Source organism: Comamonas faecalis (assembly GCF_039538025.1).
In the GTDB taxonomy this organism is placed as follows: domain Bacteria; phylum Pseudomonadota; class Gammaproteobacteria; order Burkholderiales; family Burkholderiaceae_C; genus Comamonas_C; species Comamonas_C faecalis.
Genome location: NZ_BAABBP010000002.1, coordinates 133,003 through 159,927, shown reverse-complemented (window position 1 = coordinate 159,927; position 26,925 = coordinate 133,003). Strand labels below are relative to the sequence as shown.

24 protein-coding genes and 1 other RNA gene are annotated in these 26,925 nt (G+C 69.1%); 20 read left to right on the top strand and 5 right to left on the bottom strand.

Annotation, left to right across the window (positions count from 1 at the left end):
* Positions 1-41: 41 nt before the first annotated feature.
* Positions 42-1,394 carry an amidase gene (locus ABD767_RS01910; protein ID WP_103046057.1) on the bottom strand — a complete coding sequence of 451 codons (1,353 nt, stop codon included), beginning with the start codon at positions 1,392-1,394 and terminating at the stop codon, positions 42-44.
* 102 nt (positions 1,395-1,496) lie between these two features.
* On the opposite strand from ABD767_RS01910, the gene ABD767_RS01905 reads away from it, so the two are divergent.
* On the top strand, positions 1,497-1,664 hold the full coding sequence (locus ABD767_RS01905) for a hypothetical protein (RefSeq protein ID WP_344867912.1): 168 nt from the start codon (positions 1,497-1,499) through the stop codon (positions 1,662-1,664).
* A 30-nt stretch (positions 1,665-1,694) separates the two neighbouring features.
* An RNA gene (gene rnpB, locus ABD767_RS01900) (RNase P RNA component class A) lies at positions 1,695-2,130 on the top strand.
* Positions 2,131-2,135: 5 nt separating this feature from the next.
* On the opposite strand, the gene ABD767_RS01895 is transcribed toward rnpB, so the two are convergent.
* The 3 genes from ABD767_RS01895 to ABD767_RS01885 all read right to left on the bottom strand — a co-directional run bounded on the left by ABD767_RS01895 (position 2,136) and on the right by ABD767_RS01885 (position 5,103).
* Positions 2,136-2,903, bottom strand: coding sequence for a S4 domain-containing protein (locus tag ABD767_RS01895; protein ID WP_103046059.1), 768 nt, complete (start codon positions 2,901-2,903; stop codon positions 2,136-2,138).
* A gap of 149 nt (positions 2,904-3,052) precedes the next feature.
* Positions 3,053-4,717 carry an MBL fold metallo-hydrolase gene (locus ABD767_RS01890; protein ID WP_103046060.1) on the bottom strand — a complete coding sequence of 555 codons (1,665 nt, stop codon included), beginning with the start codon at positions 4,715-4,717 and terminating at the stop codon, positions 3,053-3,055.
* The gene (locus ABD767_RS01885; RefSeq protein ID WP_103046061.1) at positions 4,714-5,103 is read right to left on the bottom strand and encodes a DoxX family membrane protein; all 390 of its coding nucleotides are present in this window, start codon (positions 5,101-5,103) and stop codon (positions 4,714-4,716) included. The genes ABD767_RS01890 and ABD767_RS01885 overlap by 4 nt, the downstream gene beginning before the upstream one ends.
* A 146-nt stretch (positions 5,104-5,249) precedes the next feature.
* Here ABD767_RS01885 and ABD767_RS01880 point away from each other — a divergent pair, with 146 nt between their 5' ends.
* The 3 genes from ABD767_RS01880 (at position 5,250) to ABD767_RS01870 (ending at position 7,442) form a co-directional block, all read left to right on the top strand.
* The gene (locus tag ABD767_RS01880; RefSeq protein WP_103046062.1) at positions 5,250-5,939 is read left to right on the top strand and encodes a DUF484 family protein; all 690 of its coding nucleotides are present in this window, start codon (positions 5,250-5,252) and stop codon (positions 5,937-5,939) included.
* 26 nt (positions 5,940-5,965) lie between these two features.
* Positions 5,966-6,940 carry a tyrosine-type recombinase/integrase gene (locus tag ABD767_RS01875; RefSeq protein ID WP_103046063.1) on the top strand — a complete coding sequence of 325 codons (975 nt, stop codon included), beginning with the start codon at positions 5,966-5,968 and terminating at the stop codon, positions 6,938-6,940.
* A gap of 271 nt (positions 6,941-7,211) precedes the next feature.
* Entirely contained in the window at positions 7,212-7,442 is a 231-nt protein-coding gene (locus tag ABD767_RS01870) for a hexameric tyrosine-coordinated heme protein (protein ID WP_344867906.1), read from the top strand.
* A gap of 85 nt (positions 7,443-7,527) precedes the next feature.
* Here the strand turns inward: ABD767_RS01870 and ABD767_RS01865 are convergent, their stop codons facing one another.
* Positions 7,528-8,418: a pirin family protein gene (locus tag ABD767_RS01865; protein WP_344867904.1), complete on the bottom strand. Its 891-nt coding sequence runs from the start codon at positions 8,416-8,418 to the stop codon at positions 7,528-7,530.
* Positions 8,419-8,688: 270 nt separating this feature from the next.
* Here ABD767_RS01865 and ABD767_RS01860 point away from each other — a divergent pair, with 270 nt between their 5' ends.
* The 15 genes from ABD767_RS01860 (at position 8,689) to murG (ending at position 26,858) form a co-directional block, all read left to right on the top strand.
* Entirely contained in the window at positions 8,689-9,765 is a 1,077-nt protein-coding gene (locus tag ABD767_RS01860) for a CobW family GTP-binding protein (RefSeq protein WP_344867902.1), read from the top strand.
* A 370-nt stretch (positions 9,766-10,135) separates the two neighbouring features.
* Positions 10,136-10,627: an RNA polymerase-binding protein DksA gene (gene dksA / locus ABD767_RS01855; RefSeq protein ID WP_344867900.1), complete on the top strand. Its 492-nt coding sequence runs from the start codon at positions 10,136-10,138 to the stop codon at positions 10,625-10,627.
* Between the two features lie 55 nt (positions 10,628-10,682).
* Positions 10,683-12,473, top strand: a complete 1,791-nt coding sequence (locus tag ABD767_RS01850) for an STAS domain-containing protein (RefSeq protein WP_344867898.1) — start codon at positions 10,683-10,685, stop codon at positions 12,471-12,473.
* 201 nt (positions 12,474-12,674) lie between these two features.
* The gene (gene hslV, locus ABD767_RS01845; RefSeq protein WP_103045528.1) at positions 12,675-13,223 is read left to right on the top strand and encodes an ATP-dependent protease subunit HslV; all 549 of its coding nucleotides are present in this window, start codon (positions 12,675-12,677) and stop codon (positions 13,221-13,223) included.
* A gap of 83 nt (positions 13,224-13,306) precedes the next feature.
* Positions 13,307-14,647 (top strand): ATP-dependent protease ATPase subunit HslU, encoded by a 1,341-nt coding sequence (hslU, locus tag ABD767_RS01840; RefSeq protein WP_103045527.1) that lies wholly within the window; start codon positions 13,307-13,309, stop codon positions 14,645-14,647.
* Between the two features lie 346 nt (positions 14,648-14,993).
* Positions 14,994-15,419, top strand: a complete 426-nt coding sequence (gene mraZ / locus ABD767_RS01835; RefSeq protein WP_103045526.1) for a division/cell wall cluster transcriptional repressor MraZ — start codon at positions 14,994-14,996, stop codon at positions 15,417-15,419.
* A 9-nt stretch (positions 15,420-15,428) separates the two neighbouring features.
* Positions 15,429-16,355, top strand: coding sequence for a 16S rRNA (cytosine(1402)-N(4))-methyltransferase RsmH (rsmH, locus tag ABD767_RS01830; RefSeq protein WP_103045525.1), 927 nt, complete (start codon positions 15,429-15,431; stop codon positions 16,353-16,355).
* Complete coding sequence (gene ftsL / locus ABD767_RS01825; RefSeq protein WP_103045524.1) at positions 16,352-16,660, top strand: cell division protein FtsL; 309 nt, start codon at positions 16,352-16,354, stop codon at positions 16,658-16,660. The genes rsmH and ftsL overlap by 4 nt, the downstream gene beginning before the upstream one ends.
* Entirely contained in the window at positions 16,657-18,405 is a 1,749-nt protein-coding gene (locus ABD767_RS01820) for a penicillin-binding transpeptidase domain-containing protein (protein ID WP_103045523.1), read from the top strand. Before ftsL ends, ABD767_RS01820 begins: the two co-directional genes overlap by 4 nt.
* Positions 18,402-19,907, top strand: a complete 1,506-nt coding sequence (locus ABD767_RS01815; protein ID WP_103045522.1) for a UDP-N-acetylmuramoyl-L-alanyl-D-glutamate--2,6-diaminopimelate ligase — start codon at positions 18,402-18,404, stop codon at positions 19,905-19,907. The genes ABD767_RS01820 and ABD767_RS01815 overlap by 4 nt, the downstream gene beginning before the upstream one ends.
* Entirely contained in the window at positions 19,904-21,385 is a 1,482-nt protein-coding gene (locus tag ABD767_RS01810; RefSeq protein ID WP_344867892.1) for a UDP-N-acetylmuramoyl-tripeptide--D-alanyl-D-alanine ligase, read from the top strand. The genes ABD767_RS01815 and ABD767_RS01810 overlap by 4 nt, the downstream gene beginning before the upstream one ends.
* Entirely contained in the window at positions 21,376-22,554 is a 1,179-nt protein-coding gene (gene mraY, locus ABD767_RS01805; RefSeq protein ID WP_103045520.1) for a phospho-N-acetylmuramoyl-pentapeptide-transferase, read from the top strand. The genes ABD767_RS01810 and mraY overlap by 10 nt, the downstream gene beginning before the upstream one ends.
* Positions 22,551-24,344: a UDP-N-acetylmuramoyl-L-alanine--D-glutamate ligase gene (gene murD / locus ABD767_RS01800; protein ID WP_344867889.1), complete on the top strand. Its 1,794-nt coding sequence runs from the start codon at positions 22,551-22,553 to the stop codon at positions 24,342-24,344. The genes mraY and murD overlap by 4 nt, the downstream gene beginning before the upstream one ends.
* A complete protein-coding gene (gene ftsW / locus ABD767_RS01795) occupies positions 24,341-25,630 on the top strand; it encodes a putative lipid II flippase FtsW (RefSeq protein ID WP_103045518.1) in 1,290 nt (429 codons plus the stop codon). The genes murD and ftsW overlap by 4 nt, the downstream gene beginning before the upstream one ends.
* Before the next feature lie 163 nt (positions 25,631-25,793).
* Positions 25,794-26,858 carry an undecaprenyldiphospho-muramoylpentapeptide beta-N-acetylglucosaminyltransferase gene (gene murG / locus ABD767_RS01790; RefSeq protein WP_103045517.1) on the top strand — a complete coding sequence of 355 codons (1,065 nt, stop codon included), beginning with the start codon at positions 25,794-25,796 and terminating at the stop codon, positions 26,856-26,858.
* Positions 26,859-26,925: the final 67 nt, after the last annotated feature.

The following is a 26,925-nucleotide window of genomic DNA, read 5'->3' as shown; positions in this document are numbered from 1 at the left end:
GCGTCCCGCCGGCCGACGCGGGCATCGGGTGTTGGCGCGCGTCAGCCGAGCGCCGCCTGCACCGCCAGCGCGGCAGACAGCAGCAGCGCGTCCTGGCCGCCCAGGCCCGCCAGACTCAGGCCCACCGGCGCGTCGCCCGGTTGGTGGATGGGCAGCGAGACGGCGCAGCCGTCCAGAAAATTGACCATCGACGGGTTGCGCAGAATCGCTGCGTTGGCGGCAAAGAAGGCCTCGTCGCTGGCCTCCAGGTCGGCAATGCGCGGTGCGACCACGGGCACCGTCGGCATTACCAGCAGGTCGTGCCCCTGCAACTGCCCGGCCATGGCCTGCTGCCACTGGCGGCGCAGGCGCAGCAGGTCGACATAGTCGGCCGCACCCATGCTGCGCCCGCGCAGAATGCGCGAGAGCACGCGCGGGTCGTAGTCGCGCTCGTGCTGCTGCAGGTGGGGGCGGTGCCAGGCCCAGGCCTCGGCGTTGGAAAAACTCCCCAGCGCGTTGATCTGCGCCAGGTCCTGCAGTGGCGCGACGCGCGCCTGGTGGATGCGCACGCCCGCCTGTGACAGCCGCGACAGCGCGCGCTCCCAGGCCACGGCCACCGCATCGTCCATGCCGTCGAGCACCACGTTGGTCGGCGCCAGCAGGCGCAGGCCGGCCAGCGGCGCGGCGGTCAGCGGCGTCAGCGGCGCGTCGGCCAGCACCGCGTCCAGCAGCGCGCAGCAGGCGACGCTTGCGGCCAGCGGGCCGACGCTGTCGAGCGTCGTCGACAGCGGCAGCGCGCCAGCCGTGGGCACGCGCCGCTGCGTGGGCTTGAAGCCGGTCAGCCCGCACAGCGCCGCCGGGATGCGCACCGAGCCGCCGGTGTCCGAGCCGATCGCCGCCAGCGCCATGGCGTCGGTCACGCTGACTGCCGCGCCCGAGGACGAGCCGCCCGGAATGCGCCCGCCGCCGCCTGCCTCGCGCCCCCAGGGGTTGCGCGGCGTGCCGTAGTGCGGATTGAGGCCGATGCCCGAGAACGCGAACTCGGTCATGTTGGTCGTGCCGACGATCACCGCGCCTGCGCGGCGCAGACGCTGCACGATGTGTGCGTCCTGGCGCGCGGGGGCGCTGCCCTGCAGCAGGCGCGAGCCCGCCAGCGTGGCGTGGCCGGCCACGTCGAACAAATCCTTGACCGAGATTGGCAGTCCCTCCAGCGGCGAGCGCGCCAGGCCGGCGGCGCGCAGCAGGTCGCTGGCGCGCGCCTCGGCCAGCGCGGTGGCGGCCAGCGTGCGGGTGAAGGTGCGCGGGCCTTCGCCTTGGGCGCAGCGTTCGAGTGCCTGCTCGGTCAGGGCGAGCGACGTGGCGGCGCCGCTATCGAGCCGCGCGGCGGTATCGGCAAGCGTGGGATAGGTGGACATGGCGTGGGTCAAACAGGGGACAGAAAAGCATGCGATGCGCCCGGGCCGGGTGCCGGCATGCACAACAATGGCAAGCATGGTAACGACCGCAGGGAGATGTGCATGAGCTTGTTCCAATCGACCATGCTGCTGCTGGCCGTCAGCTGCGCGCTGCTGCTGGTGGGCTTTTCGGCGCGCGACTACCGCTGGGGGCCGTGGCTGATGATGCTGGGCATCGTCGGTGCGATGGCGCTGATCGGCTGGAGCATCTACCAGATGCTGCCGCGCTGAGCGCCATTTCACGGCGATAATCGCCCCCGTGAAGCCCGCCAGACCGCCGCTGGTGCAAGCTGGGAAACCAGGCACTGGAGGAACGTCCGGACTGCACAGGGCAGCGTAGCAGCTAACGGCTGTCCACCGTGAGGTGAGGATCAGAGCAACAGAGACGAGTTCGAGCGTAGAAGTGCCCACCAGGGGTGTTCTGCGGTTCGCCGGCGCAAACCGGCGCGGCTGGCGCAAGCCAGACGGTGACGGGCGATGAGCCCGGCACGACGCAGCCACTTCGGGCGCTTCGCGCCCGAAGTGAAACGGGCAATCTCTACGCGCAGCAACACCAAGTAGGCCAGCGTTGACGTGGCTCCGCGGAGCTGGCGGGTAGGTGGCATCGAGCCGGCGGGGCGACCCCCGGCCCAGAGTAATGGCGGTCACATGCGGCTTGCCGCATGCACAGAATCCGGCTTATCGGCGGGCTTCACACTTTCTTCAAAACCGCTCCCACGGCTGCAAATAGCGCCACTGCCCTTCGGGCAGCCTGGCGAGCGGCACGCGGCCGATGCGGATGCGCCTGATGTCCACGACGGACAGGCCCACGGCCTCGCACATCGACGGGATCTGCCCCGGGCGTATGCCTTTGAGTGCAAAGCGCAGGTGGGTCTCGTTCTGCCAGCTGACCTTGATGGGCGGCAGCGGCCGGTCGTTGAACGTAAGGCCGTGGCACAGCCGCTGCAGGCCGTCCTCCTGAATCTGCCCAGCGACTTCGACGATGCATTCCTGCTCCAGCACCTCGATGTCTTCGCGCAGCTTGCGTGCTACGCGCCTGTCCTGGGTGTAGACGACCAGTCCGCTGGCCTCGGTGGGCAGCGGCGTGAAACACTCGAGCGCGCGAAAGTGGCGCAGCAGCACGCGCTGGCCGGCGGGGTCGTCCGCCAGGTGGGTGGCTGCGCTCAAGAGATCCAGCGCCTGCGGCGCGCCCTGGCTGCGGCTGGTGTGGGAGGTGTGGCCGGCCTCCAGGCCAAGCCCGGCCTCGTAACCCGCAGGCTTGTTCAGCACCAGGGTGACGGGGGTGAGTTCCATCGGGTTGGCGTCCTGCGCCAGCGCCACGGCTTGCTGCGGCGCCACCCGCGCGCCGGGCAGCTCGATGACCTGACCGTCGACCGACACCCAGCCGCCTTCGATGTACTGCTCTGCCATGGTGCGCGAGCAGGCGAACTGCCGCGCCACGCGCTTGGCCAGGCGGATCGCATCATCCATGCCGGTGCTCCAGAACGCCGGGCATCGCGCGCGCCCCAGGCCAGGGCGGCCGCGCAAGGGCCGCCCCGCCGCGCTGGCTGCGTCCCCCCTCCCGTGGCGCGTAGCGCGCAGAGAGAGGAGGGAAGATGCGAAGCGGCTCAGGGGGGTGCTCAATCATTCCCAGGTTCCAGCATGCGGATGCGCTCGACGTGGGCGATCAGCGAGCGCTGTGCCACCGGCCACAGGCGCGGGGGCACGTCGTCATAGGCCAGCTCCACCCATTGCTCCAGCGTGCCGTCGGGGCGTTTTTGCATGGCGGCGATGACCTTGGCCTCGCGTGCCAGGCGGTGGGCCTTCAGGTGTGCGATGGCGCCGCGCGCGTCGCCCAGCACGTGGCCGTGGGCGGGCAGGATGAACTCCACGCCCCACTGCTGGCACAGCGCGTCCAGGCGGTCGAGCGAGTCCAGGTAGTCGGCCATGTTGCCGTCGGGCGGGTCGATCACCGTGGTGCTGCCGTTCAGGATGTGGTCGCCGGAAAACAGCAGGCCGTCTTCCTGCAGCAGCAGGCACAGGTGGTTGGCCGCGTGGCCGGGGGTGTAGACGACTTGCAGCGTGTGGGTGACGCTGCCCCCCAGCCCCTGGCCGGTGAGTGTGAGCAGCTCGCCGTCGGCGACGGCCCGGTCGGGCGTGAACTGGCTGTGCGCGCGCGCCGTGGGAAGCGAGGGCAGGCCCAGGATGGGCGGCGCGGCGCGCCCGGCCTGCACGCACAGCTGCTGCAGCGGGGCGGCTCCGGGCGAATGGTCGGGGTGCGAGTGGGTGCAGACGATCGTGCGGATGTCGCCGCCGGCGGCGCGCCACAGGCGCTGCAGGTGCTCCATGTCGGCAGGGCCGGGGTCGATGGCGATGTAGCCGGTGGCTGGATCGCCCACCAGGTAGCTGTTGGTGCCGGGGCCGGTCATCACGCCGGGGTTGGGTGCGGTGAGGCGCTGCAGGTTGCGCCGCAGCTCCACCGGACGATCGCTTTGCCAGTCCAGCGGGTGCACCAGCTGGCCGTCGGGGCTGACCAGAGCCAATTCGCCGTAGGGCGGGTCGCTTTCCATGTAGCGCACCTCGCGCCCGGCCAGCAGGCCGGCGCGCGGGCAGCTGGTCCACAGCGGCGCCTCGCCGGCGCAGGCGGCCAGCACCGCGTCGACGCTGGCATGGCGCTGCAGGTACTCCAGAGTGCGGATGGTCGGGAAAATGATGAAGAAGTCACCGCCGGCGTGGCGCTGCAGCGCGTCCTGCGGGCGTATCCACAGCGGCTCGAACTGCTCGGCCTCGTCGGCCACCGGAGTCTGGCCCGGCGGCATGCGGGCGACGAGGAACGGCACGTCGAAGCGCCGCGGCAGGTCGCGGTCGGTGATCCAGCGCGCCAGCGTGAACACGCCGTCGGCGGCAAGCGTCAGGCCGCGCGCCTGGCACTGCGCGGCAAGCGGGGCGTGGCGGTCGATCTGCGCAATGTCGTGCTGCGTGGCCCAGCGCCCGTCGCCGTGGCGCGCAAGCAGCACGCCCAGCTCCTCGAAGCTCTCGCGGATGGCGGCGATCGCATCGGTCAGTTGCGCGTCGGCCTGCGTGGGGCGGCGCGCGGCCAGCGCGTGCGCCTGGGCGTCCTGCGCGTCGATGGCGCCGCCGGGAAAGACGAAGGCACCGGGCACGAAGCTGGCCTGCTGCGAGCGGCGCGTCATCAAGACCTCCAGGCCCGCCGCGCCGTCGCGCAGCAGCAGCACGGTGGCCGCAGCGCGCGGCGCCACGGGCATGTGCTGCGCGTGCAGGTATTGGCTGGTGCGCGGCGTCATTTGCCGGGCCTCGCCGTCATGGCCACGACGAGCGCGCCGACCAGGAACATGGCCTGCAGCTCCAGCTCCCAGCCGCCGCTCTTGTTGATCGAGAAAAAATGCCCCTGGTGCACCAGGAACAGCGCCACCAGCATGTTGATGGCGACGACCAGCGCGGCCGGCGCGACCCACACGCCCACCAGCATCAGCAGCGGCGCGACGACCTCGCCCAGGTAGACCGCGTAGGCCAGGTAGCCGGGCAGGCCGTGGCCTTGCAGCATGCCGGCAATCCAGCCGACGCCGCCGGTGATCTTGGCCCAGCCGTGCAGCAGGATGAGCAGCGCCAGCACGGTGCGCAGCAGCACGGCGCCGGCGTGGGGGTGGTGCAGGGCGTTGAAGAGTCGCATGGGAATTCCCTCGAAGGCAGCAATGTGCCGGTTGGCAGGGCCGCACGATAAACGATCTGTACCTTCCACGTTGCCCCAAGCGCCGATAATCCGGGCGCATTGTTTTTGTATTGACCGGCCTCCCGCCTTCTTTTGCCCGCCCTGCCATGACCGCTTCCGCCCTGCCCCCGATCACCGAAGACGACATTGCCGAATACCTGGCCAACAGCCCCGGCTTCTTCGAGCGCCACGCCGAGTTGCTGGCCAGCGTGGTCATCAACAGCCCGCATGGCCAGCGCGCGGTCAGCCTGCACGAGCGCCAGGCCGAGCTGCTGCGCGAGAAGATCAAGGTGCTGGAGCACCGCGTGATGGACATGGTGCGCTACGGCGGCGAGAACGCGGCGATCGCGCGCAAGATCCACGACTGGTCGCGCCAGCTGGCCGCGGCGCGCAACGCCGGCGAGCTGCCCGCCATGGTGCAGGCCAGCATTGCGCAGGACTTCGACGTGCCGCAGGTGGCGCTGCGCCTGTGGGGCGTGGCCGACGCCTACACGGGCGCGGCCTTCACCCAGGGCGTGAGCGAAGACCTGCGCAGCTTTGCCGCGTCGCTGACCATGCCGTTTTGCGGCCCCAACCTGGGCTTCGAGGCGACGGGCTGGCTGGCACAGGCGGCGCAGGCCCAGTCTCTGGCGCTGCTGCCGCTGCGCCGCGGCGCGATCGAGGACACCGACAGCCCCGCCTTCGGCCTGCTGGTGCTGGCCTCGCACGACGCCAAGCGCTTCGACGCGACCATGGGAACCGACTTTCTGACGCACATGGCCGAGCTGGCGGGCTCGGCGCTGTCGCGCTTGCTGTAAGAGCGTAAACACGCTCTAAGCTTGCCATGACGGAACAGGCGCCCAGCGCTGCGGCGCTCTCCGAGCCGGCGCAGAACTACCTGCAGGACCTGCGCGTGCACCGGCGCCTGGCCGCGCGCACGCTGGCGCTGTACACGCAGGATTTGCTGCGCCTGGAGGCGCTGGCGCGCGAGGCGGGCACGCCGCTGTTGCAGCTCACCAGCGCGCACATCCGCCGCGGCGTGGTGCAAATGCACGCCGGCGGGCGCAGCCCGCGCGGCATTGCGCTCATCCTGTCGGGCTGGCGCGGGTTCTTCCGCTGGGCGGTCAACCAGGGCCTGGCCGCGCACAACCCGGTGCTGGACGTGCGCGCGCCCAAGGCGCCCAAGCCGCTGCCCAAGGCCTTGCCGGTGGATCAGGCGGTGCGCCTGGCCGACTTTGCCGAGGCCGGGCAGGATCCCTGGATCGAGGCGCGTGACGCGGCCATCGTCGAGCTGCTGTACGGCTGCGGCCTGCGCGTGGGCGAGCTCGTCGGCCTGGACGTTGCCGCCAGCATGGCCGCACAGCAGCAGGGGCGCGGCTGGGTCGACCTGCAGGCGGGCGAGGCCCATGTGCTGGGCAAGGGCAGCAAGCGGCGCAGCGTGCCGGTGGGACGCGCCGCGCTGCAGGCGCTGCAGCAGTGGCTGGCGCTGCGCGCGCAGCCCTTTGGCGGGCGGCTGGAGGGCAGCGCGCTGTTCATCGGGCGGCGCGGCGCACGGTTGTCGGCGCAGTCGGTCTGGGCGCGGCTGCGCCAGCGCGGGCAACTGGCGGGGCTGGCGCAGCCGGTGCACCCGCACATGCTGCGCCACTCGTTTGCCAGCCACCTGCTGCAATCGAGCGGCGACCTGCGCGCGGTGCAGGAGCTGCTGGGCCACGCCAGCATCACGTCCACCCAGGTCTATACGCGGCTCGACTTCCAGCACCTGGCGCAGGTGTACGACAGGGCCCACCCGCGGGCGCACAAAAAACCTGGCGAATCCTGAATGCGGGTGCGGCTAGTACAGCAACCTGGAAGTAGAGGAACACAATGAAAGCAATGGATTGGCGCCCAGGGCAAGGCGCAAACCGCAGCGATAGCCGTAGCTATCGCGAGGATTTGCAACGCCGCCATGGGTGCGAAGACACGCTTTCATGTTTCGATATTTCCAGGTTGCTGTACTAGGAGCCGCCGCGCCATTGCCGGCACTGCCACTGCGGCCTTGGGCCTTGCTGCACAATCAGCGGCGTCTACAACAAACCCCACAGGAGCACCCCATGGCAGATACCTGGCTGACCTCGCTGATCACCGAAACGCCCCAGCAGGGCTTCGAGCTGGCCATCACGCTGAGCCGCCGCGGCGTCAGGTACACCCAGCCCGACACCGAGGTGCTGCACAAGCTGCGCCCCGAATATGCCAACAGCTCGCACGAGCTGACGGCCGCTTCGCAGGTCATTGCGCTGAACTTCCAGACCGTGGCCGCTGCCAACAACTACTGGCGCAAGTAAGCGCAGCCCTCACCAAGAAAGCCGCCCCTGCAGAAGACCTGCCAGGGCGGCTTTTTCGTGGGTGCGTGTCAGAGCTGGCGCAGGATCAATGCGCCAGTGCGGCGTCGGCGCTGGCCGGCATCTGGCCGAACTTGCCGGCGTTGAAGTCCTCGAACGCCTGCGTCAACTCGGCGCGCGTGTTCATCACGAACGGGCCGTAGCCGGCTACCGGCTCGGCGATGGGCTCGCCGCCCATCAACAGCAGCTCGGCATCGGTCAGCGCCTGCAGCGCCAGGCCGGTGCCGCTGCGCGAGAGTTGCAGCAGCTGGCCGGCGTGGGCCCGCTCGCCCTCCACGCGCACGCTGCCCTTGCGCATCAGCAGCATCAGCGTGTGGCCTTCGGGCAGGGTCAGATCGACCTTGCCGCCGCGCCGCAGACGCATGTCCCACAGGTTGATGGGCGTGTAGGTTTGGGCCGCACCCGCATGGCCGGCGTAGTCGCCGGCGATCACGCGCAGCACGCCGGCGCCGCCGGGCAGTGCCACCTCGGGAATGTCGGCGCGGGTCAGCGCCTGGTAGTGCGGCGCGTCCATCTTGTGGCGCGCGGGCAGGTTGACCCACAGTTGCACCATCTCCAGCGGCCCGCCACGGCGGGTGAAGGCCTCGGTGTGGAACTCGTCGTGCAGCAGGCCGCCCGCGGCGGTCATCCACTGCACCTCGTCCGGGCCGATGGTGCCGCCCGCGCCGCAGCTGTCGCGGTGCGCCACCTCGCCGGCGTAGACGATGGTCACGGTCTCGAAGCCGCGGTGCGGGTGCGCGCCGACGCCGCGGCGCTCGTTGCCGGGCGCAAACTCGGTCGGGCCAGCGTGGTCGAGCAGCAGAAATGGGCTGATGCGCGCGCCATGCTCCGCGTAGTTGAACAGGCTGCGCACCGGAAAGCCGTTGCCGACCCAGTGCGGCTCGGGCGGAGTGAAAAGGCTTTCAATGGTTTTGCGCATGGTGGAACTCCGGTCAATGCGATGCACGGCCCGATTGCCGTGCATTTGACTGTCTCACGTTGCGCCGGTGCGCGGTAGCCGGCAATCGAGGGTTTTAGTGTTCCATGGCGTGAACGATGGCACCGTTGACCCTGCGCGGCACGCTGGTGTGGCAGCTGGCGCGTGCCTTTCCAGGCGGTTTCGCTACAGTCGCTGCCTTGTACTTTGTGCGTCAGCCCCCATCTGACAGGTTTGCGTGCACGCCTGCCGCGGTTTTTCAAGGCTTTTCCCATGTCACTGATTCCCGTCACCATCCTCACCGGCTTTCTCGGCGCGGGCAAGACCACTTTGCTCAAGCGCGTGCTGACCGAGGCGCATGGCCAGAAGATCGCAGTGATCGAGAACGAGTTCGGCGAGGAGAACATCGACAGCGACATTCTGATCACCGACAGCGAGGAGCAGATCCTGCAGATGAGCAATGGCTGCATCTGCTGCACCATCCGCGAGGACTTGCGCGAGACGCTGCAGCTGCTGGCGGCCAAGCGGCGCAAGAAGCTGCTCGATTTCGAGCGCGTGGTCATCGAGACCACCGGCCTGGCCGACCCCGGCCCGGTGGTGCAGACCTTCTTCATGGACGACGAGATCGCCGAGAGCTACCTGGTCGACTCCATCATCACGCTGGTCGACGCCAAGCACGCCCAGCAGCAGCTCGACGACCGCCAGGAGGCGCGCCGCCAGGTGGGTTTTGCCGATCAGATCTTTCTGTCCAAGACCGACCTGATCAGCGAGGACGAGAAGAACGCGCTGATCCACCGCTTGAAGCACATGAACCCGCGCGCGCCCATCGAGGCGGTGCACTTCGGCGAGGTGGCGCTGGCGCAGGTGCTCGACCTGCGTGGTTTCAACCTGAACGCCAAGCTGGACGTCGACCCCGACTTCCTCAAGGAAGACGATGGGCACGAACATGGGCATGACCATGTGCACGACGAGCATTGCGGCCACGACCACGACGACCATGCGCATGGCGAGCACTGCCACCACCCGCACCACCATCACCATGACGACGACGTGAAAAGCTTCGTCTACCGTGCCGAACGCGCGTTCGACCCGGCCAAGCTGGAGGACTTCCTGGGCGCCATCGTCAACGTCTACGGCCCGCGCATGCTGCGCTACAAGGGCGTGCTGGACATGCAGGGCACCAACCGCAAGGTGATCTTCCAGGGCGTGCACCAGCTGATGGGCAGCGACCTGGGGCCGGAATGGGGTGCGCAGGAAAAGCGCCAGAGCAAGATGGTGTTCATCGGCATCGACTTGCCGCAGGACATCCTGCGCCAGGGGCTGGAGCAGTGCCTGGTACAGCAACCTTGAAATATCGAAACATGAAAGCGTGTCTTCGCACCCATGGCGGCGTTGCAAATCCTCGCGATAGCTACGGCTATCGCTGTGGTTTGCGCCTTGTCCTGGGCGCGAATCCATCGCTTTCATTGTGTTCCTCTACTTCCAGGTTGCCGTACGAGTCGCCTGAACAGGCATTGCGGGCCGATGCCCGTACAATCGCCGCCCGACCGCGCTGCCCTTGGGTGCGGCGACGGTGTAGAAGTGGTTTTTTCGCGCGGCGCCAGGCAATGGCGTCGCATTCCGATACCTGGGATATGCTTTGAACGATGCAGCGATGAACGTACCATCGGCGTTTCATTCAAAGCCTTTTGTTTCCCCCTAGCCAGCGTAAAGTCCTGATATGAACACGACCCTGCAAAAAACTGTGGCGGCCGCCAAAAAAGATCCGAAGCTGGCCGGCCAATGGAAGACCAAGACGGCCGAGGAATTGACCGACGCCGAAGTGCTGGCCATGCCTGACGGCGAATACATGAACGAGAAGCAGCTGGCGTTCTTTCGCCACAAGCTGATGCAGCTCAAGCAGGACATGCACGACAACGCAGGCGAGACCACCGAGCACCTGCGCGAGGACACCGTCGTCGTGCCCGATCCGGCCGATCGGGCCACCATCGAGGAAGAGCACGCGCTGGAGCTGCGCACGCGCGACCGCGAGCGCAAGCTGCTCAAGAAGATCGAGCAGTCGATCGCGCGCATCGACGCGGGTGACTACGGCTATTGCGACGAGACTGGCGAACCCATCGGCGTGGGTCGCCTGCTGGCGCGCCCGACGGCAACGCTGTCGCTGGAGGCGCAGCAGCGCCGCGAGCTCAAGCAGAAGATGTTTGGCGACTGAAACCATCCCGCCCGCCGCATCGCGCCCCTGACGTGCCCACGGATTTTTTTTCGCGATGAACAAGCCCGAACCTCAGGCCGGCGGCGGTTTGCTGTCGCGCGTGGTGCGCCTGATGCGCAGCCCGCGCGCGGGCGACGCGGCGGCAGGCGAGGGCGACTCCGAAAGCCGCTACAGCAAGCAGATGCTCAAGGAGATGATCGAGCGCAAGCGGCGCAACGACTTCGTGCGCCGCCGCGAGTTCGACCAGCTGCGCCGCCTGCGCCGGCGCGAGATCTCACCCGGGCAGGTGATCGAGGGAGTCGACCCGATGGGGCATTCCTCCTTCTTCCAGAGCAGCCTGGCGTCGGCCGACGACCGCGCCGACACGCTGCGCAAGATCGACGAGATCGAGGCGCAGATGTCGCAGCAGTGGTGGAAGAGCAAGAAAGGCGAACGCGCCGCGCCCGTGGCGGCGCCGGCCGCGCACGGCACGCCGCAGCAGGACGCAGCGCGGCAGCCGCCACAGCCCCCCGCCCAGGCGGCTGCACCGCAGCCGGAGCGCAGCGCAGATGCGGCCTCGTCGCTGCAACCGTCGTCGCTGCCGCCGCCGGGGCAGGCGCCCCAGCCGCTGGAGCAGCCCTTGGCAGCGGCGCGCGTGCAAAGCCTCCAGGGCGCGCCGGCGAGTTCGCCCACGGCACCGGAGCGCGGCGCGCCGCTGGACATGGCGCTCGACCTCGGTTTTGGCGCCGATACGCAACCAGTGGCCGCGCCGCCGTCCGCTGCGCCGCGCGCGCGGTTCGTGCACGATACCGACCTGGAAGAGGCAGCCATCCTGTTTGCCAATGCCGACTACGACGGCGCCGAGGCCGCGCTGCTGGATCTGCTGGCGCAGCGCAAGCAGGCCGACCCGCAGGCGCAGTACGGCGTCTGGATGGCGTTGTTCGACCTGCTGCGCGCCACCGGCCGGCAGGAGCGCTTCGAGGCACTGGCCATCGACTTCGCGAAGCGCTTTGGCCGCACCTCGCCGCTGTGGTTCTCTCTGCCCGAGCAACTGGGATTGCCGAGCGCATCGGCGCAGGACGGCGCGGCGGCGCAGCGCGAGCTCAACTGGAGCGCGCCCGCGCAGCTGGGCCAGCAGTCGGTCGCCGCGCTGCTGGCGGCGCTGGAGCGCGCCGCCCAGCCCTGGGCCATGAACTGGGCGCGGCTGACCAGCATCGAGCCGCCTGCCGTGGCCGCGCTTGCAGGCGTTTTTGAGCGCTGGGCCGGCCAGCCGGTTGAGTTGCATTTTTCCGGTGTGCAGGCACTGCACGACCTGCTTACGGCGCACACGCCGTCGGGCGAGCGCGCCAGCGACCCTGCCTGGTGGCGGCTGCGCATGTCCACGCTGCGCCTGACCGGGCAGATGGACGAGTTCGAGCTGGTGGCGCTCGACTACTGCGTGACCTACGAGGTCTCGCCGCCGTCGTGGGAGGCGCCGCGCTGCCTGTATGGCGACGACGATCCGGCGCGGCGCGCCGCGCCCGTGCCCGACAGCGAGACGCTGCTGAGCGACTTCGGCCTGTCGTCCATCCTGAGCACGCAGATGCCCGCCTACCAGGCGCAGCTGAGCGGCCACATCGAGGGCGACGCCACGCCGCTGCTCGAACCGATGCAGGAGTGGATGCAGCCGGGCCAGGTGTTCACCATCGCTTGCGACCGGCTGATCCGCATCGACTTTGCCGCGATCGGCTCGGTGCTGAACTGGGCCGCGGCGCGCGAGGCCGAGGGCCACCGGGTCGAGTTCACCGAACTGCACCGGCTGGTGGCGGTGTTCTTCAACATCATCGGCGTTGACCAGCACGCGGCCATCGTGGCGCGCGAGCGCTGATTCCATTTCTATATCAACCGATTACTTTGTCGGCTTTGTTTGCCGTGCTACAGCACTGTCTGCGCTTCACCTTCGCGTACTCGATCGATATAGAAATGGAATGAGTCGCAGGCGCTGTACCACTGGTGCAGCCGCGTATCCCCCTCTTTTTGTTCCCGCGCGCTCTTGCGTTCGCGCGGTGCGCCCCCATCTGGCACGCCCATGGAACAGTACCACGGCACCACCATCCTCAGCGTCCGGCGCCAGCGCGCGGACGGCAGTCATGAAGTTGCATTGGGCGGCGACGGCCAGGTCACGCTGGGCAACATCGTCGTCAAGGGCACGGCGCGCAAGGTGCGCCGCCTCTACCACGGCAAGGTGCTTGCCGGCTTTGCCGGCGCCACGGCCGACGCGTTCACGCTGTTCGAGCGCTTCGAGGCCAAGCTGGAGAAGCATCAGGGCCATCTGACGCGCGCCGCCATCGAGCTGACCAAAGACTGGCGCACCGACCGCGTGCTGCGCCGGTTGGAGGCCATGCTGGCCGTGGCCGACGCCAGCGCCTCGCTCATCATCACCGGCAACGGCGACGTGCTCGAGCCCGAGCAGGGCATCGTCGCCATCGGCTCGGGCGGCGCCTATGCGCACTCGGCGGCCAAGGCGCTGCTGACCAATACCGAGCTGCCCGCGCATGACATCGTCAAGAAGTCGCTGGAGATTGCCGGCGAGCTGTGCATCTACACCAACATGCACCACACCATCGAAACGCTGTAAGAACACGTTCTAAGCGTTTCACCATTGTCTTTGCCGCTGCTGGTGCGCGCGCGGCGCGCGCCAGAGGCTGAATTGGGCCAAAAATGTCCTCCATGACCCCCCAGGAAATCGTCTCCGAGCTCGACAACCACATCGTCGGCCAGCAGGCTGCCAAGCGCGCCGTGGCCATTGCGCTGCGCAACCGCTGGCGCCGCCAGCAGGTCGACCCCGGCCTGCGCCAGGAAATCACGCCCAAGAACATCCTGATGATCGGCCCCACCGGCGTGGGCAAGACCGAGATCGCGCGGCGCCTGGCGCGTCTGGCCGATGCGCCCTTCATCAAGGTCGAGGCGACCAAGTTCACCGAGGTCGGCTACGTCGGCAAGGACGTGGACGCCATCATCCGCGACCTGGTCGAGGTGGCGGTCAAGCAGACGCGCGAGCAGGACATGAAGAAGCTGCGCGCGCGCGCCGAGGACGCGGCCGAGGATCGCATCCTGGACGTGCTGGTTCCGCCGGCGCGCAGTGCCGGCTCCGATGCCTCGCGTACCGGCGAGGCGCCCGCCGACAACACGGCGCGCCAGGTGTTTCGCAAGAAGCTGCGCGAGGGGCAGCTGGACGACAAGGAGATCGAGATCGAGGTGGCCGACGCCCGCCCGCAGGTCGAGATCATGGGCCCGCAGGGCATGGAGGAGATGGCCGAGCAGTTGCGCGGCATGTTCAGCCAGATGGGTCAGGAGCGCCGGCGCACGCGCAAGCTCAAGATTGCCGAGGCCATGAAGCTCTTGACCGACGAGGAGGCCGGCAAGCTGGTCAACGAGGAAGAGGTCAAGACCCGGGCGCTCACCAACGCCGAGCAGAACGGCATCGTCTTCATCGACGAGATAGACAAGGTGGCCGCGCGCCAGGAGACGAGCGGCGCCGACGTTTCGCGCCAGGGCGTGCAGCGCGACTTGCTGCCGCTGGTCGAGGGCACGACGGTGTCGACCAAGTACGGCATGGTCAAGACCGACCACATCCTGTTCATCGCCTCGGGGGCGTTCCACCTGTCCAAGCCCAGCGACCTGATCCCCGAGCTGCAGGGGCGCTTTCCGATCCGCGTGGAGCTCGGATCGCTGTCGGTGCAGGACTTCGAGGCCATCCTGACGCAGACGCATGCGTCGCTGGTCAAGCAGTACCAGGCACTGCTGGCCACCGAGGGCGTGGCGCTGGAGTTCACGCCCGAGGGCATCACCCGCCTGGCGCACATCGCCTATGACGTGAACGAGAGCACCGAAAACATCGGCGCGCGCCGCCTGTCCACGGTGATGGAGCGCCTGCTCGACGAGGTGAGCTTCGACGCCGCCAAACTTGAAGGCCAGACCGTCGTGATCGACGCCGGCTACGTGAACCAGCGCCTGCAAAGCCTGAGCCAGGACGAGGACTTGTCGCGCTTCATTCTTTGACGGCGGGCGCACCTGCGGTGCAACGGGCCATCGGCATGCGCGAGCGCGGCCGGTGGCCCGTTGTTTTTGCCGTGGCGCTGCCATGGGTCTGTGGCCTGTCGTAACCCGCCGTCATGTGACAAAGCACTTTCATATTGGTTGTTAAGTGCTTAATTGGTAATGGTATTTTTATTTTTTCACTTTGCATTTGCTTTCTAAGTCTTTGATTCCATTGTGAAAAAAGATCAACCCGGCCCTTGCGCCCGAAGGGTTTCCTGCTACAGTGCAAAAAAGTGCAATGAAGTGGTGAAAAGTGCCATTTGTCCCCTGCCCAGGGCGACAATAGCGCTCTACAGGGGTCGAATACGTGTTTCAAGGGGCGTCATCGCTGAGTCTGGATGTCAAGGGGCGGCTGTCCGTGCCGACCCGGCACCGTGACGCCCTGGCGCAGCACGGCGGGCAGCTGACGATCACCAAGCACCCGGACGGTTGCCTGATGGTGTTTCCGCGCCCGGCCTGGGAGGCGTTTCGCGAACGCATTGCCGAGCTGCCGATGAAGGCGCAGTGGTGGAAGCGCATCTTTCTTGGCAGCGCCATGGACGTGGAGATGGACGGCACCGGCCGCGTGCTGGTGTCGCCCGAGCTGCGCGAGGCCGCAGGCCTCTCCAAGGAGGCGGTGCTGCTGGGCATGGGCGCGCACTTCGAGCTGTGGGACAAGGCCACCTACGAGGCCAAGGAAGCCGAGGCGATGCAGGCGCCGATGCCCGACGTGTTCAAGGACTTCTCTTTCTAAGGGCTGCGGATGGACGAGACACTGCAGCACATCACGGTACTTGCCCCCGAGGCGGTCGACGCCCTGCTCGGCGGCGCCCACCCGCCGACGGCCACCTTCGTCGACGGCACGTTTGGCAGGGGGGGGCACGCGCGGCGGATCCTGGAGCGGCTCGGGCCTGGGCAACGCCTGCTGGCCTTCGACAAGGACCCGCAGGCCATCGCCGCCGCAGCGCGCATCACGGATGCGCGCTTTTCAATTCGACACGAGGGCTTTTCGCACCTGGGCGATCTGCCGCAGGCCAGCGTCGCCGGCGTGCTGCTGGATCTGGGCGTGAGCTCGCCGCAGATCGACGCGCCCGAGCGCGGTTTCAGTTTCCGGTTCGACGGTCCGCTGGACATGCGCATGGACACCACGCGCGGCCAGAGCGTGGCCGATTGGTTGGCACATGCCGAGGTTCCACGGATAGCGGAGGTGATACGTGACTACGGTGAAGAACGGTTTGCTGGGCCCATTGCAAAGGCGATTGTTGCTTGGCGCAAGGAACGGGGCCCTGTTGCAAGCACCGCCGAGCTGGCCGGCATCGTGGCTGGCGCGGTCAAGACCCGCGAGCCGGGCCAGAACCCTGCAACGCGCACATTTCAGGCTTTACGGATTTTCATCAATGCCGAGCTTGAAGAGCTGCAGCGCGCGTTAGAGGCCAGCCTCTCGGTGCTGGCGCCGGGCGGGCGGCTGGTGGTGATCAGCTTTCACTCGCTGGAAGACCGCATCGTCAAGCAGTTCATCGCGCTGCATTCCAGGGAGGTGTTCGACCGCCGCGCGCCGTTTGCCGCGCCGGCGCCGATGCGCCTGAAGGCCCTGGGCCGCGTCAAACCCTCTGCCGCCGAGGTGGCGGCCAACCCTCGCGCGCGCAGCGCGGTGATGCGCGTGGCCGAGCGCACCGAGGTGCGGCCATGACGCGCGTGTCGATTGCGCTGCTGCTGGTGGTGATGGCCAGCGCCATGGTGCTGGTGCACACACAGTACGAATCGCGCCTGCTGTACACCGCGCTCGACCGCGCCGACATCGAGGCGCGGCGCCTGCGCTCGGAATTCCAGCGCCTTCAGGTGCAAAAGAGCGCCCAGTCCACGCCGCTGCGCATCGAGCGCCTGGCGCGCGACCGTCTGCAGATGCGCCCGGCCTCGCCGGCCATCACGCAGTACGTGACCGACCCCGGCGCCAATGCACCGGTGCCGGCGCCGGACGCGGGAGGCGGGCAATGAGCAGCCGCAGCGTCAACTACACGCTCAGCCCGCTGCTGGCGAGCAAGACGCCGGTGTGGCGCAGCAAGTTCATCGTTGCCGCGGTGGCGCTGGGCTTTCTGACGCTGGCCGGGCGTGCCGCCTATGTGCAGATCTTTGACAACGCCTTCTACAAGCGCCAGGGCGAGGTGCGCTTTGCCCGCACGCTGGAGCTGCCGGCCAACCGCGGGCGCATCGTGGACCGCAACGGCCTGATCCTGGCCTCCAGCGTGCCAGCGGCCAGCATCTGGGCCATTCCCGAGGACGTGCAAAGCGACAAGCCCGAGGTGCGCGCCCAGCTCAAGCAGCTGGCCAGGCTGATGGACATGCCGCAGGCGCAGCTGATGGCCAAGCTGGCCGACGAGGACAAGAGCTTCGTCTGGATCAAGCGCCAGCTGGACTGGGACGTGGGCCAGAAGATCGCGGCGCTGGGCATCAAGGGCATTTACCAGCGCAAGGAATACAAGCGCCAGTACCCCGAGGGCGAGTCGGCCGCGCACATCGTCGGCTTCACCAACGTCGAGGATCTTGGCCAGGAGGGCATGGAGCTGGCGTTCAACGGCCAGCTGGCGGGCAAGGCCGGCTCGCGGCGCGTCATCAAGGATCGCATGGGCCGCGTCGTCGAGGAGATTGGCGCCGAGGTGCCGCCGGTCGACGGCCGCGACCTGCAGCTGTCGATCGATTCGAAGGTGCAGTTCTTCGCCTACCAGAAGCTGCGCGACGCCGTCATCCAGCACAAGGCGGTCGGCGGCAGCGTCGTGGTGCTGGACGCGCACACCGGCGAGCTGCTGGCGCTGGCCAACTACCCCAGCTTCAACCCCGGCGACCGGCGCCGCCTGACCGGCGAGCAACTGCGCAACCGCGCGCTCACCGACGTGTTCGAGCCCGGCTCGACGATCAAGCCCATCACCATCGGGCTGGCGCTGGACTCGGGGCGCATGCGCCCGGACACCATCATCGACACCACGCCCGGGCGCATCAACGTCACCGGCTCGACCATCTCGGACACACGCAACTACGGCGTGCTCACCGTCGAGGGCGTGATCCAGAAATCGAGCAACGTCGGCACGACCAAGATCGCGCTGCAGCTGCCGGCGCAGGACATGTGGCAGACCTTCTCGGCGCTGGGCTTCGGCCACAAGCCCGATCTGGCCTTTCCCGGCGCGGCCAGCGGCCGCCTGCGCCCCTACAAGAGCTGGCGCACCGTCGAGCAGGCGACCATGGGCTATGGCTACGGCCTGTCGGCCAGCCTGCTGCAGATCACGCGCGCCTACACCGTGTTCGCCAACGACGGCCGCGTGATTCCGGCCACGCTGCTCAAGACCGACCAGCGCCCCGAGGGCGTGCAGGTGTTCTCCGCGCGCACCGCGGCCCAGGTGCGCAAGATGCTGCAGATGGCCGCCGGCCCCGGCGGCACCGGCCAGCGCGCGCAGACCGTCGGCTACTCGGTCGGAGGCAAGTCGGGCACGGCGCGCAAGCAGGTCGGCAAAAGCTATGCCAAGGGCAAATACCGCGCCTGGTTCACCGGGCTGGCGCCGGTCAACGACCCGCGTGTCATCGTCGCCGTCATGGTCGACGAGCCGAGCAACGGCACGATCTACGGCGGCGCGGTCGCAGCGCCCGTGTTCAGCGAGGTGGTGCAGCAGACGCTGCGCGTCATGGGCGTGACGCCCGACGTGGAGGTGCAGCCGCAAATCGTCGCCGAAGCGGTGCAGGAGCCCCTATGAGCCAGATCCAGTTTCTTGCCACCGCCGGCCAGGCCGCGGCCTTCGTGCGCCAGCATTGCCATGGGCAGTTGCGCACCGACAGCCGCCAGGTGGGCGCGGGCGACGTCTTCATCGCCTGGCCCGGCGCTGCCACCGACGGGCGCGCCCACGTGGGCGACGCACTGGCGCGCGGCGCCGCCGCCTGTCTGGTCGAGGCCGAGGGCGTGCAGCATTTCAGCTTCTCCAGCGGCGCCATTGCCGCGCTGCCCGGCTTGAAGGCCGCCACCGGACTGATCGCCGCCGACTGGCATGGCAATCCCAGCGCGCGCCTGCGCGTGCTGGCCGTCACCGGCACCAACGGCAAGACCAGCACCGCATGGTGGCTGGCGCATGCGCTCAACGCGCTGGTGGCCCAAGGGCAGATCGCGGGCACGGGCTGCGGCCTGGTCGGCACGCTGGGCGTGGGCGTGCCGCCGCGCGTGCAGTCCACCGGCATGACCACGCCCGACCCGGTGCGGCTGCAGCAGGCGTTTGCCGACTTCGCGCACGGCGGCGCGGGCGAGTGCGCGATCGAGGCCTCGTCCATCGGCCTGGCCGAGCAGCGCCTGGCGGGCACGCACATCCACACCGCGCTGTTCACCAATTTCACCCAGGATCATCTGGACTGGCACGCCGACATGCAGGATTACTGGCGCGCCAAGCGCGTGCTGTTCGATTGGCCCGGCCTGGCGGCGGCCGTCGTCAACCTGGACGACGCCAGGGGCCGCGAGCTGCACGCCGAGCTGCAGACCCGCGACCTGGATCTGTGGGGCGTGGCCATCGAGCGCCCGGCGCGCCTGCGCGCGCAGGACGTGGCGCACACCGAGACGGGCCTGGCGTTCACCGTCGTCGAGGACGGGCAGCGCGTGGCGCTGCAGACCCGGCTGATCGGCCAGTTCAACATCTCCAACCTGCTGGGCGTGATTGCCGGCCTGCGTACGCTGGGCGTGCCGCTGGCGCAGGCGGTGCACGCCTGTGCGCAGCTGGCGCCGGTGCCCGGGCGCATGCAGCAAATCGCGCTGCCCGGCCAGCCGTTGGTGGCTGTCGACTATGCGCACACGCCCGACGCGCTCATTCAGGCGCTGGCCGCGCTCAAGCCGGTGGCGGCAGCGCGGGGAGGCCGGCTGCACTGTGTGTTCGGCTGCGGCGGAGACCGCGACGCGACCAAGCGCCCGCTGATGGGTGCGGCCGCCCAGCACGGCGCCGACCGCGTCTGGGTGACCAGCGACAACCCGCGCAGCGAGGAGCCGCAGGCCATCGTGCACCAGATTCTGCAGGGCATGATTGCCAGCAGCCATGTGCGGGCCGACCCCGACCGAGCCACCGCGATTGCGCTGGCGATCGCCGAGGCCGCGCCCGAGGACGTGGTGCTGATTGCCGGCAAGGGCCACGAGGATTACCAGGAAGTGCGTGGCGAGCGCCGGCCGTTCTCCGACATGGAGCAGGCGCAAGCCGCGCTGGCGCGCCGGGAGGGCGGGGCATGAGCGCGCCGATGATGACCCTGGCCCAGGCGCATGCGCTGCTGGCCGAGCATGCGCCCGAGGCGCGCCTGGTTGGCGACGGCGCGCTGCCGCTCATGCGCGTGCACAGCGATACGCGCACGCTGGCTGCAGGCGACCTGTTCGTCGCGCTGCGCGGCGAGCGCTTCGACGCGCACGATTTCCTGCCGCAGGCCCGCGCCGCCGGTGCCGCGGCCGCGCTGGCGCAGCATGGCCTGGGCGAGGGCGGCCTGCCCGGCATCGAGGTGCCGGACACGCTGGCGGCGCTGGCGGCGCTGGCCACCGGCTGGCGCGCGCAATGGGTGTTGCCGCTGATCGCGGTGACCGGCAGCAACGGCAAGACCACGGTCACGCAGATGCTGGCCAGCGTGCTGCGCGCCTGGCTGGGCGACGCGGCGCTGGCCACCGCGGGCAATTTCAACAACGCCATCGGCGTGCCGCTGACGCTCTTGCGCCTGCGCGCGCAGCACCGCGCGGCCGTCGTCGAGCTGGGCATGAACCACCCGGGCGAGATCGCCCAGCTGGCCGCGATGGCCCGGCCGACGGTGGCGCTGGTCAACAACGCGCAGCGCGAGCACCTGGAATTCATGCACACCATCGATGCCGTGGCGCGCGAGAACGCCAGCGTGTTCGCTGCGCTGCCCGTGGACGGCGTGGCGGTGTTTCCGGCGGACGACGCCTATACCGCGCTGTGGACGCAGCTGGCCGATGGGCGCCGCTGCCTGACGTTTGCCGATGCGAGCCGCCCCTCACCCCCACCCTCTCCCCAGAGGGGCGAGGGAGTGGACGCGCGCCCTGACTTGCCCCCTCTCCCTCTGGGAGAGGGCAGGGGTGAGGGCAGCGACGCTGGCGAGGTGCGCTGCACCGCAGCCGTGTGGCAGGACGGCGCCTGGCAGCTGCGCATCGCCACGCCCGCCGGCAGCTTGGATACGCGGCTGCACATCGCCGGCCGGCACAACGTCGCCAATGCGTTGGCGGCCGCTGCCTGCGCTATCGCTGCAGGAGCGCCCATCGCAGCGGTGGCGCGCGGTTTGGCCGATTTCGTGCCGGTTTCCGGGCGCTCGCGTGCGCTCGTCGTGCGCCTGGCCGGCCGCGTGTTGACGCTGGTCGACGACAGCTACAACGCCAACCCCGATTCGGTGCATGCGGCCATCGACGTACTGGCCGAGCTGCCCGGCCCGCGCCTGCTGGTGCTGGGCGACATGGGCGAGGTGGGCGCGCAGGGGCCGCAGCTGCACGCCGAGGCCGGCGCTCAGGCGCGCGGCCGCGGCATCGAGCAGGTGTTCACGCTGGGCGCCTTGAGCGCCCACGCGGCAGGCACGCGGCATTTCGACGACATGGCAGCGCTGATCGCGGCGGTGCGCGCGCAGCTGCCCACGGTGGGCAGCGTGCTGGTGAAGGGATCACGATTCATGAGGATGGAACAGGTGGTGCGGGCGATCGAGGAGGCGGCATGCTCCTGATGCTGTCGCAATGGCTGCAGAGCCTGGGGCCGGAGTGGGGCTTTCTGCGCGTCTTCCAGTACCTGACGCTGCGCGCGGTGATGGCGGCGATGACGGCGCTCTTGATCGGCGTTGGCCTGGGCCCGCGCGTGATCCGCATGCTCACCGCGCTCAAGATCGGCCAGCCGGTGCGCGGCTACGCCATGGAGACGCACCTGGTCAAGAGCGGCACGCCGACCATGGGCGGCGTGCTGATCCTGCTGTCGATCGCGCTCTCCACGCTGCTGTGGTTCGACCTGTCCAACCGCTTCGTCTGGATCGTGCTGCTGGTCACGCTGGGTTTTGGCGCCATCGGCTGGGTCGACGACTGGCGCAAGGTAGTCAACAAGGACCCCGAGGGCATGCGCTCGCGCGAGAAGTATTTCTGGCAGTCGGTGATCGGGCTGGTCGCGGCGCTGTACCTGGTGTTCGCCATCTCGGGCGACTCCAACGCGCGCGTTTTCGACCTGTTCGTGCACTGGGTCGGCTCGGGCTTCACGCTCGACCTGCCGCCCAAGGCCGGGCTGCTGGTGCCGTTCTTCAAGGAGGTCAGCTACCCGCTGGGCGTACTCGGCTTCGTCATCCTGACCTACCTGGTGATCGTCGGCAGCAGCAACGCGGTCAACCTGACCGACGGGCTGGACGGCCTGGCCATCATGCCGGTGATCATGGTCGGCTCGGCGCTGGGCATCTTCGCCTACGTCAGCGGCAACGCGGTGTATGCCAAATACCTGCTGTTCCCGCACATCCCGGGCGCGGGCGAGCTGCTGATCTTTTGCGCCGCCATGGCCGGCGCGGGGCTGGCCTTCCTGTGGTTCAACGCCCACCCGGCGCAGGTCTTCATGGGCGACGTCGGCGCGCTGGCGCTGGGCGGCGCGCTCGGCACCATCGCCGTCATCGTGCGCCAGGAGATCGTGCTCGCCATCATGGGCGGCATCTTCGTCGTCGAGGCCGTCTCGGTGATGCTGCAGGTGACCTGGTTCAAGTACACCAAGCGCCGCTACGGCGAGGGCCGGCGCCTCTTAAAGATGGCGCCGCTGCACCACCATTTCGAGAAAAGCGGCTGGAAGGAGACGCAGGTCGTCATCCGCTTCTGGATCATCACCATGCTGCTGTGCCTGGTCGGCCTGTCCACGCTGAAACTGCGATGAACGAGCTGCCCCACATCCCCCAGCCCACCGAGCCGCCTGCCGCGCCCGCGCCGCAGGCGGGCGGCGTTGCGCCGGATGCAGCCGTGCCAGCCCAGTTGCCCGATGTGCCAACGCAGCTGGGCGCCGCAGCCGAGGCGGCGGCCTTCGTCGCGCGCATCTTTGCCGAGGTCGGAGAGCCCGAACCGGATGCTGGCGCAGCCGTTGCCGCCCCCGAAGCGCCGCCCAGCGAGCAAGCGCCGCTGGACGTGCAAGCGCTGGCGCAATCGCTGTCCCAGTCGATGGCCGGCCAGCGCGTGCTGGTGCTGGGCCTGGGCGCGTCCGGCCTGTCGATGGCGCGCTGGTGCGCGCGCTGCGGTGCCGAGGTCGCGGTGGCCGACACGCGCGAGAACCCGCCGCAGCTGGCCGCGCTGCGCGCCGAACTGCCGCAGGCGCGCTTCATCACCGGGCAGTTGACGGCCGATCTGCTGGCAGACGGTGCGCCGCACCGCGTGCTGCGCTCGCCGGGTCTGGCGCCGGCCGGCATTGCCGCGCTGGCGCAGGCCGCGCACGCGCAGGGCATTGCGGTGCAAGGTGAGCTCGACCTGTACGCCCAGGCTCTGGCGCTGCTGCAGGCGCAGGGCTATCGCCCGGCCGTGCTGGCCGTGACCGGCACCAACGGCAAGACCACGGTGACCGCGCTGACCGGCCACCTGCTCACGCACGCCGGGCGCAACGTGGCGCTGGCCGGCAACATCGGCCCGGCGCTGCTCGACACGCTGGCCGCGCGCCTGGACGCGCACGACCTGCCCGATGCCTGGGTGCTGGAGCTGTCGAGCTTTCAGCTCGACGGCGTGCGGGGTTTCGAGCCGACGGCCGCCGTGGTGCTCAACCTGACGCAGGACCACCTGGATTGGCACGGCTCGATGGCCGCCTACGGCGCCGCCAAGGCGCGCATTTTTGGCGAGCAGGCGCTGATGGTGCTCAACCGCGAGGACGACGCGGTGATGGCCATGCTGCCGCCGCCCGTTCCGGTCAAGCTGCAAAAGCCGCGCCAGCGCGCCCACGTCACCTTTGGCGGCGACATGCCGCGCCAGCCGGGCGACTTCGGCATCGAGGTGGTCAACGGCATGGCCTGGCTGGTACGCGCGCAGGAGGCCGACGAGACGCAAAAGCGCGGCCGCAACGCGGTTCAGCAGGAGCTGTTCATCCAGCGGCTGATGCCCGAGGGCGCCCTGCGCATTCGCGGACGGCACAACGCCACCAACGCGCTGGCCGCGCTGGCGTTGGCCCAGGCCGCGGGCAGCCCGCTGGCGGCGCTTTTGTACGGCCTGCGCGAATACCGCGGCGAGCCGCACCGGGTCGAATCCATCGGCATGGTCGGCGCGGTCGAATATTTCGACGACAGCAAGGGCACCAACGTCGGCGCCACCGTCGCCGCGCTGGCCGGCCTGGGCGCAGAGCGGCGGCTGGTCGTCATCCTGGGCGGCGACGGCAAGGGCCAGGATTTTTCGCCACTGGCCGCGCCCGTGGCGCGCCATGCGCGCGCCGTCGTGCTGATCGGGCGCGACGCGCCGCAGATCGCCGTGGCGCTTGCCACCAGCCAGGTACCGCTGCTGCAGGCCGCGACGCTGCCCGAGGCGGTGCAGTTGGCCGCGGCCCAGGCCAAGGCGGGCGACGCGGTGCTGCTGTCGCCGGCCTGTGCCAGCCTGGACATGTTCGACAACTACGCCCACCGCGCCCAGGTGTTTTGCGACGCGGTGGCGCAGCTGGCCGAGGACGCCGGCCAGAGCCTGCACGGAGGCGTGGCATGAACACGGCCGCCGCACCCCAGAACAGCCGCGCAGCCGGCCTGTGGCAGCGCCTGCGCGCGCTGGTGGGCATGGCGCCGGCTGACGCGGCCGACGTGCTGCCGGTGCGCCTGGGCGGCGCGCAATACCGCCCGACCACGGCGACGGCGGCGCGCCAGCTCGGCTTCGACCAGGCGCTGCTGTGGGTCGTCGTGCTGCTGCTGGCCTTCAGCGTGGTGATGGTGTATTCGGCGTCGATCGCGATGCAGGACAACCCGCGTTTCGGCCGCATGATGCCGATGCACTTCCTCGTGCGCCACCTGATGGCGCTGGCCGTCGGCTTCGTCGCCGCGCTGCTGGCCTTCCAGGTGCCGATGAACACCTGGGAGCGCAACGCGCGCTGGCTGTTCCTGCTGTCGCTGGCGTTGCTGGTGGCGGTGCTGATCCCGCACGTGGGCACCATGGTCAACGGCGCGCGGCGCTGGCTCAGCCTGGGGGTGATGCAGTTCCAGCCGTCCGAGCTGGCCAAGTTCGCGGTGCTGATCTACGCGGCTGACTACATGGTGCGCAAGATGGAGGTCAAGGAGCGGTTCTTCCGCGCGGTGCTGCCGATGGCGGTTGCCGTGGCCATCGTCGGCGCGCTGCTGCTGGCCGAGCCCGACATGGGCGCCTTCATGGTCATCGCGGTGATCGCGATGGGCATCCTGTTCCTGGGCGGCGTGAACGCGCGCATGTTCTTCGTGATCGCGTTCATCCTGGTGCTGGCGTTTGCCGCCATGGTCTGGCTGTCGCCGTGGCGGCGCGAGCGCATCTTCGCCTACCTCGACCCGTTCAGCGAGGCGCACGCGCTGGGCAAGGGCTACCAGCTGTCGCACGCGCTGATCGCGATCGGCCGCGGCGAGATCTTCGGCGCCGGCCTGGGCGCCAGCGTCGAGAAGCTGCACTGGCTGCCCGAGGCGCACACCGACTTCCTGCTGGCCGTCATCGGCGAGGAGACCGGGCTGATCGGCGTGCTCGCGCTCATCCTGGCATTCCTGTGGCTCACGCGCCGCATCATGCTGATCGGCCGCCAGGCGATCGCGCTCGACCGCGTCTTCTCCGGCCTGGTGGCCGAGGGGATCGCGCTGTGGATCGGCTTCCAGGCCTTCATCAACATGGGCGTCAACCTGGGCGCGCTGCCTACCAAGGGGCTGACGCTGCCGCTGATGAGCTATGGCGGATCGGCCATCTTGATGAACCTGGTCGCCATCGCAGTCGTGCTGCGTGTCGACTATGAAAACAAACTGCTCATGCGCGGAGGCCGCGTATGAGGAGTTTGTTTCACCAAAACAAACTGCTCCAGTGCGCAAGCACTGGCGGCTGCGCAGCAGCCGATGCGCGGAGGCCGCGTATGAGCAACTTGTTTCACCAAAACAAACTGTGCATTGCGCCAGCAATGCCAGGCGCGCAGCGCCTGATGCGTGGAGGGCGGGTATGAGCACGCAAAAAACCGCCCTCATCATGGCCGGCGGCACCGGTGGCCACATCTTCCCCGGCCTGGCGCTGGCCGAGGAACTGCGCGCGCGCGGCTGGCAGGTGCACTGGCTGGGCACGCCCGGTTCGATGGAGTCGCGCCTGGTGCCGCCTGCGGGCTTTGCGCTGGAGACCATCGACTTTTCCGGCGTGCGCGGCAAGGGGCTGGTCACGCTGGCGCTGCTGCCGCTCAGGCTGCTGATCGCCTTCTGGCAGGCGCTGGCCGTGGTGCGCCGCGTGCGGCCCGACGTGGTCGTCGGACTGGGTGGCTATGTGACCTTCCCGGGTGGCATGATGGCCGTGCTGGCCGGCAAGCCCCTGGTGCTGCACGAGCAGAACTCGGTCGCCGGCCTGGCCAACAAGGTGCTGGCGGGCGTGGCCGACCGCATCTTCACCGCCTTCCCCGGCGTGTTCAAGAAGGGCCAGTGGGTGGGCAATCCGCTGCGCAGCGCCTTTTTGCAGCAGAGCGCGCCCGAGCAGCGCTTTGTCGGCCGCAGCGGGCCGCTCAGGCTGCTGGTCGTCGGCGGCAGCCTGGGCGCGCGTGCGCTCAACGACATCGTGCCGCAGGCGCTGGCCTTGATTCCCGCAGACCGGCGCCCCGTCGTCACCCACCAAAGCGGCGCCAAGCAGATCGAGCAATTGCGCGCCAACTACGCGCAGGCCGGCGTCCAGGCCGAGCTGACGCCCTTCATTGACGACACCGCCAGCGCCTACGCCGCAGCCGACCTGGTGGTCTGCCGCGCAGGCGCCAGCACCGTGACCGAGATCGCCGCCGTCGGCGCGGCCGCGCTGTTCGTGCCCTTCCCGTTCGCGGTGGACGACCACCAGACGGCGAACGCGCGGTTCCTGGTCGACGCTGGCGGCGGCTGGCTGGTACAGCAGGCCGACCTGACGGCCCAGGGCCTGGCCGACCGATTGATGCAACTGGACCGCACTGCGCTGCTGCAGTGCGCCATGGAAGCGAAAAAAATGCAGAAAACCCAGGCCACCCGCGAGGTGGCGAACGCCTGTGAGGAGCTGGTATGAGCCTGTCCCAAGCCTTTACGTGGCATCCGTTGTCCCGCAAAGGCGGCAGGTGCAAGGCGCCCGCCGC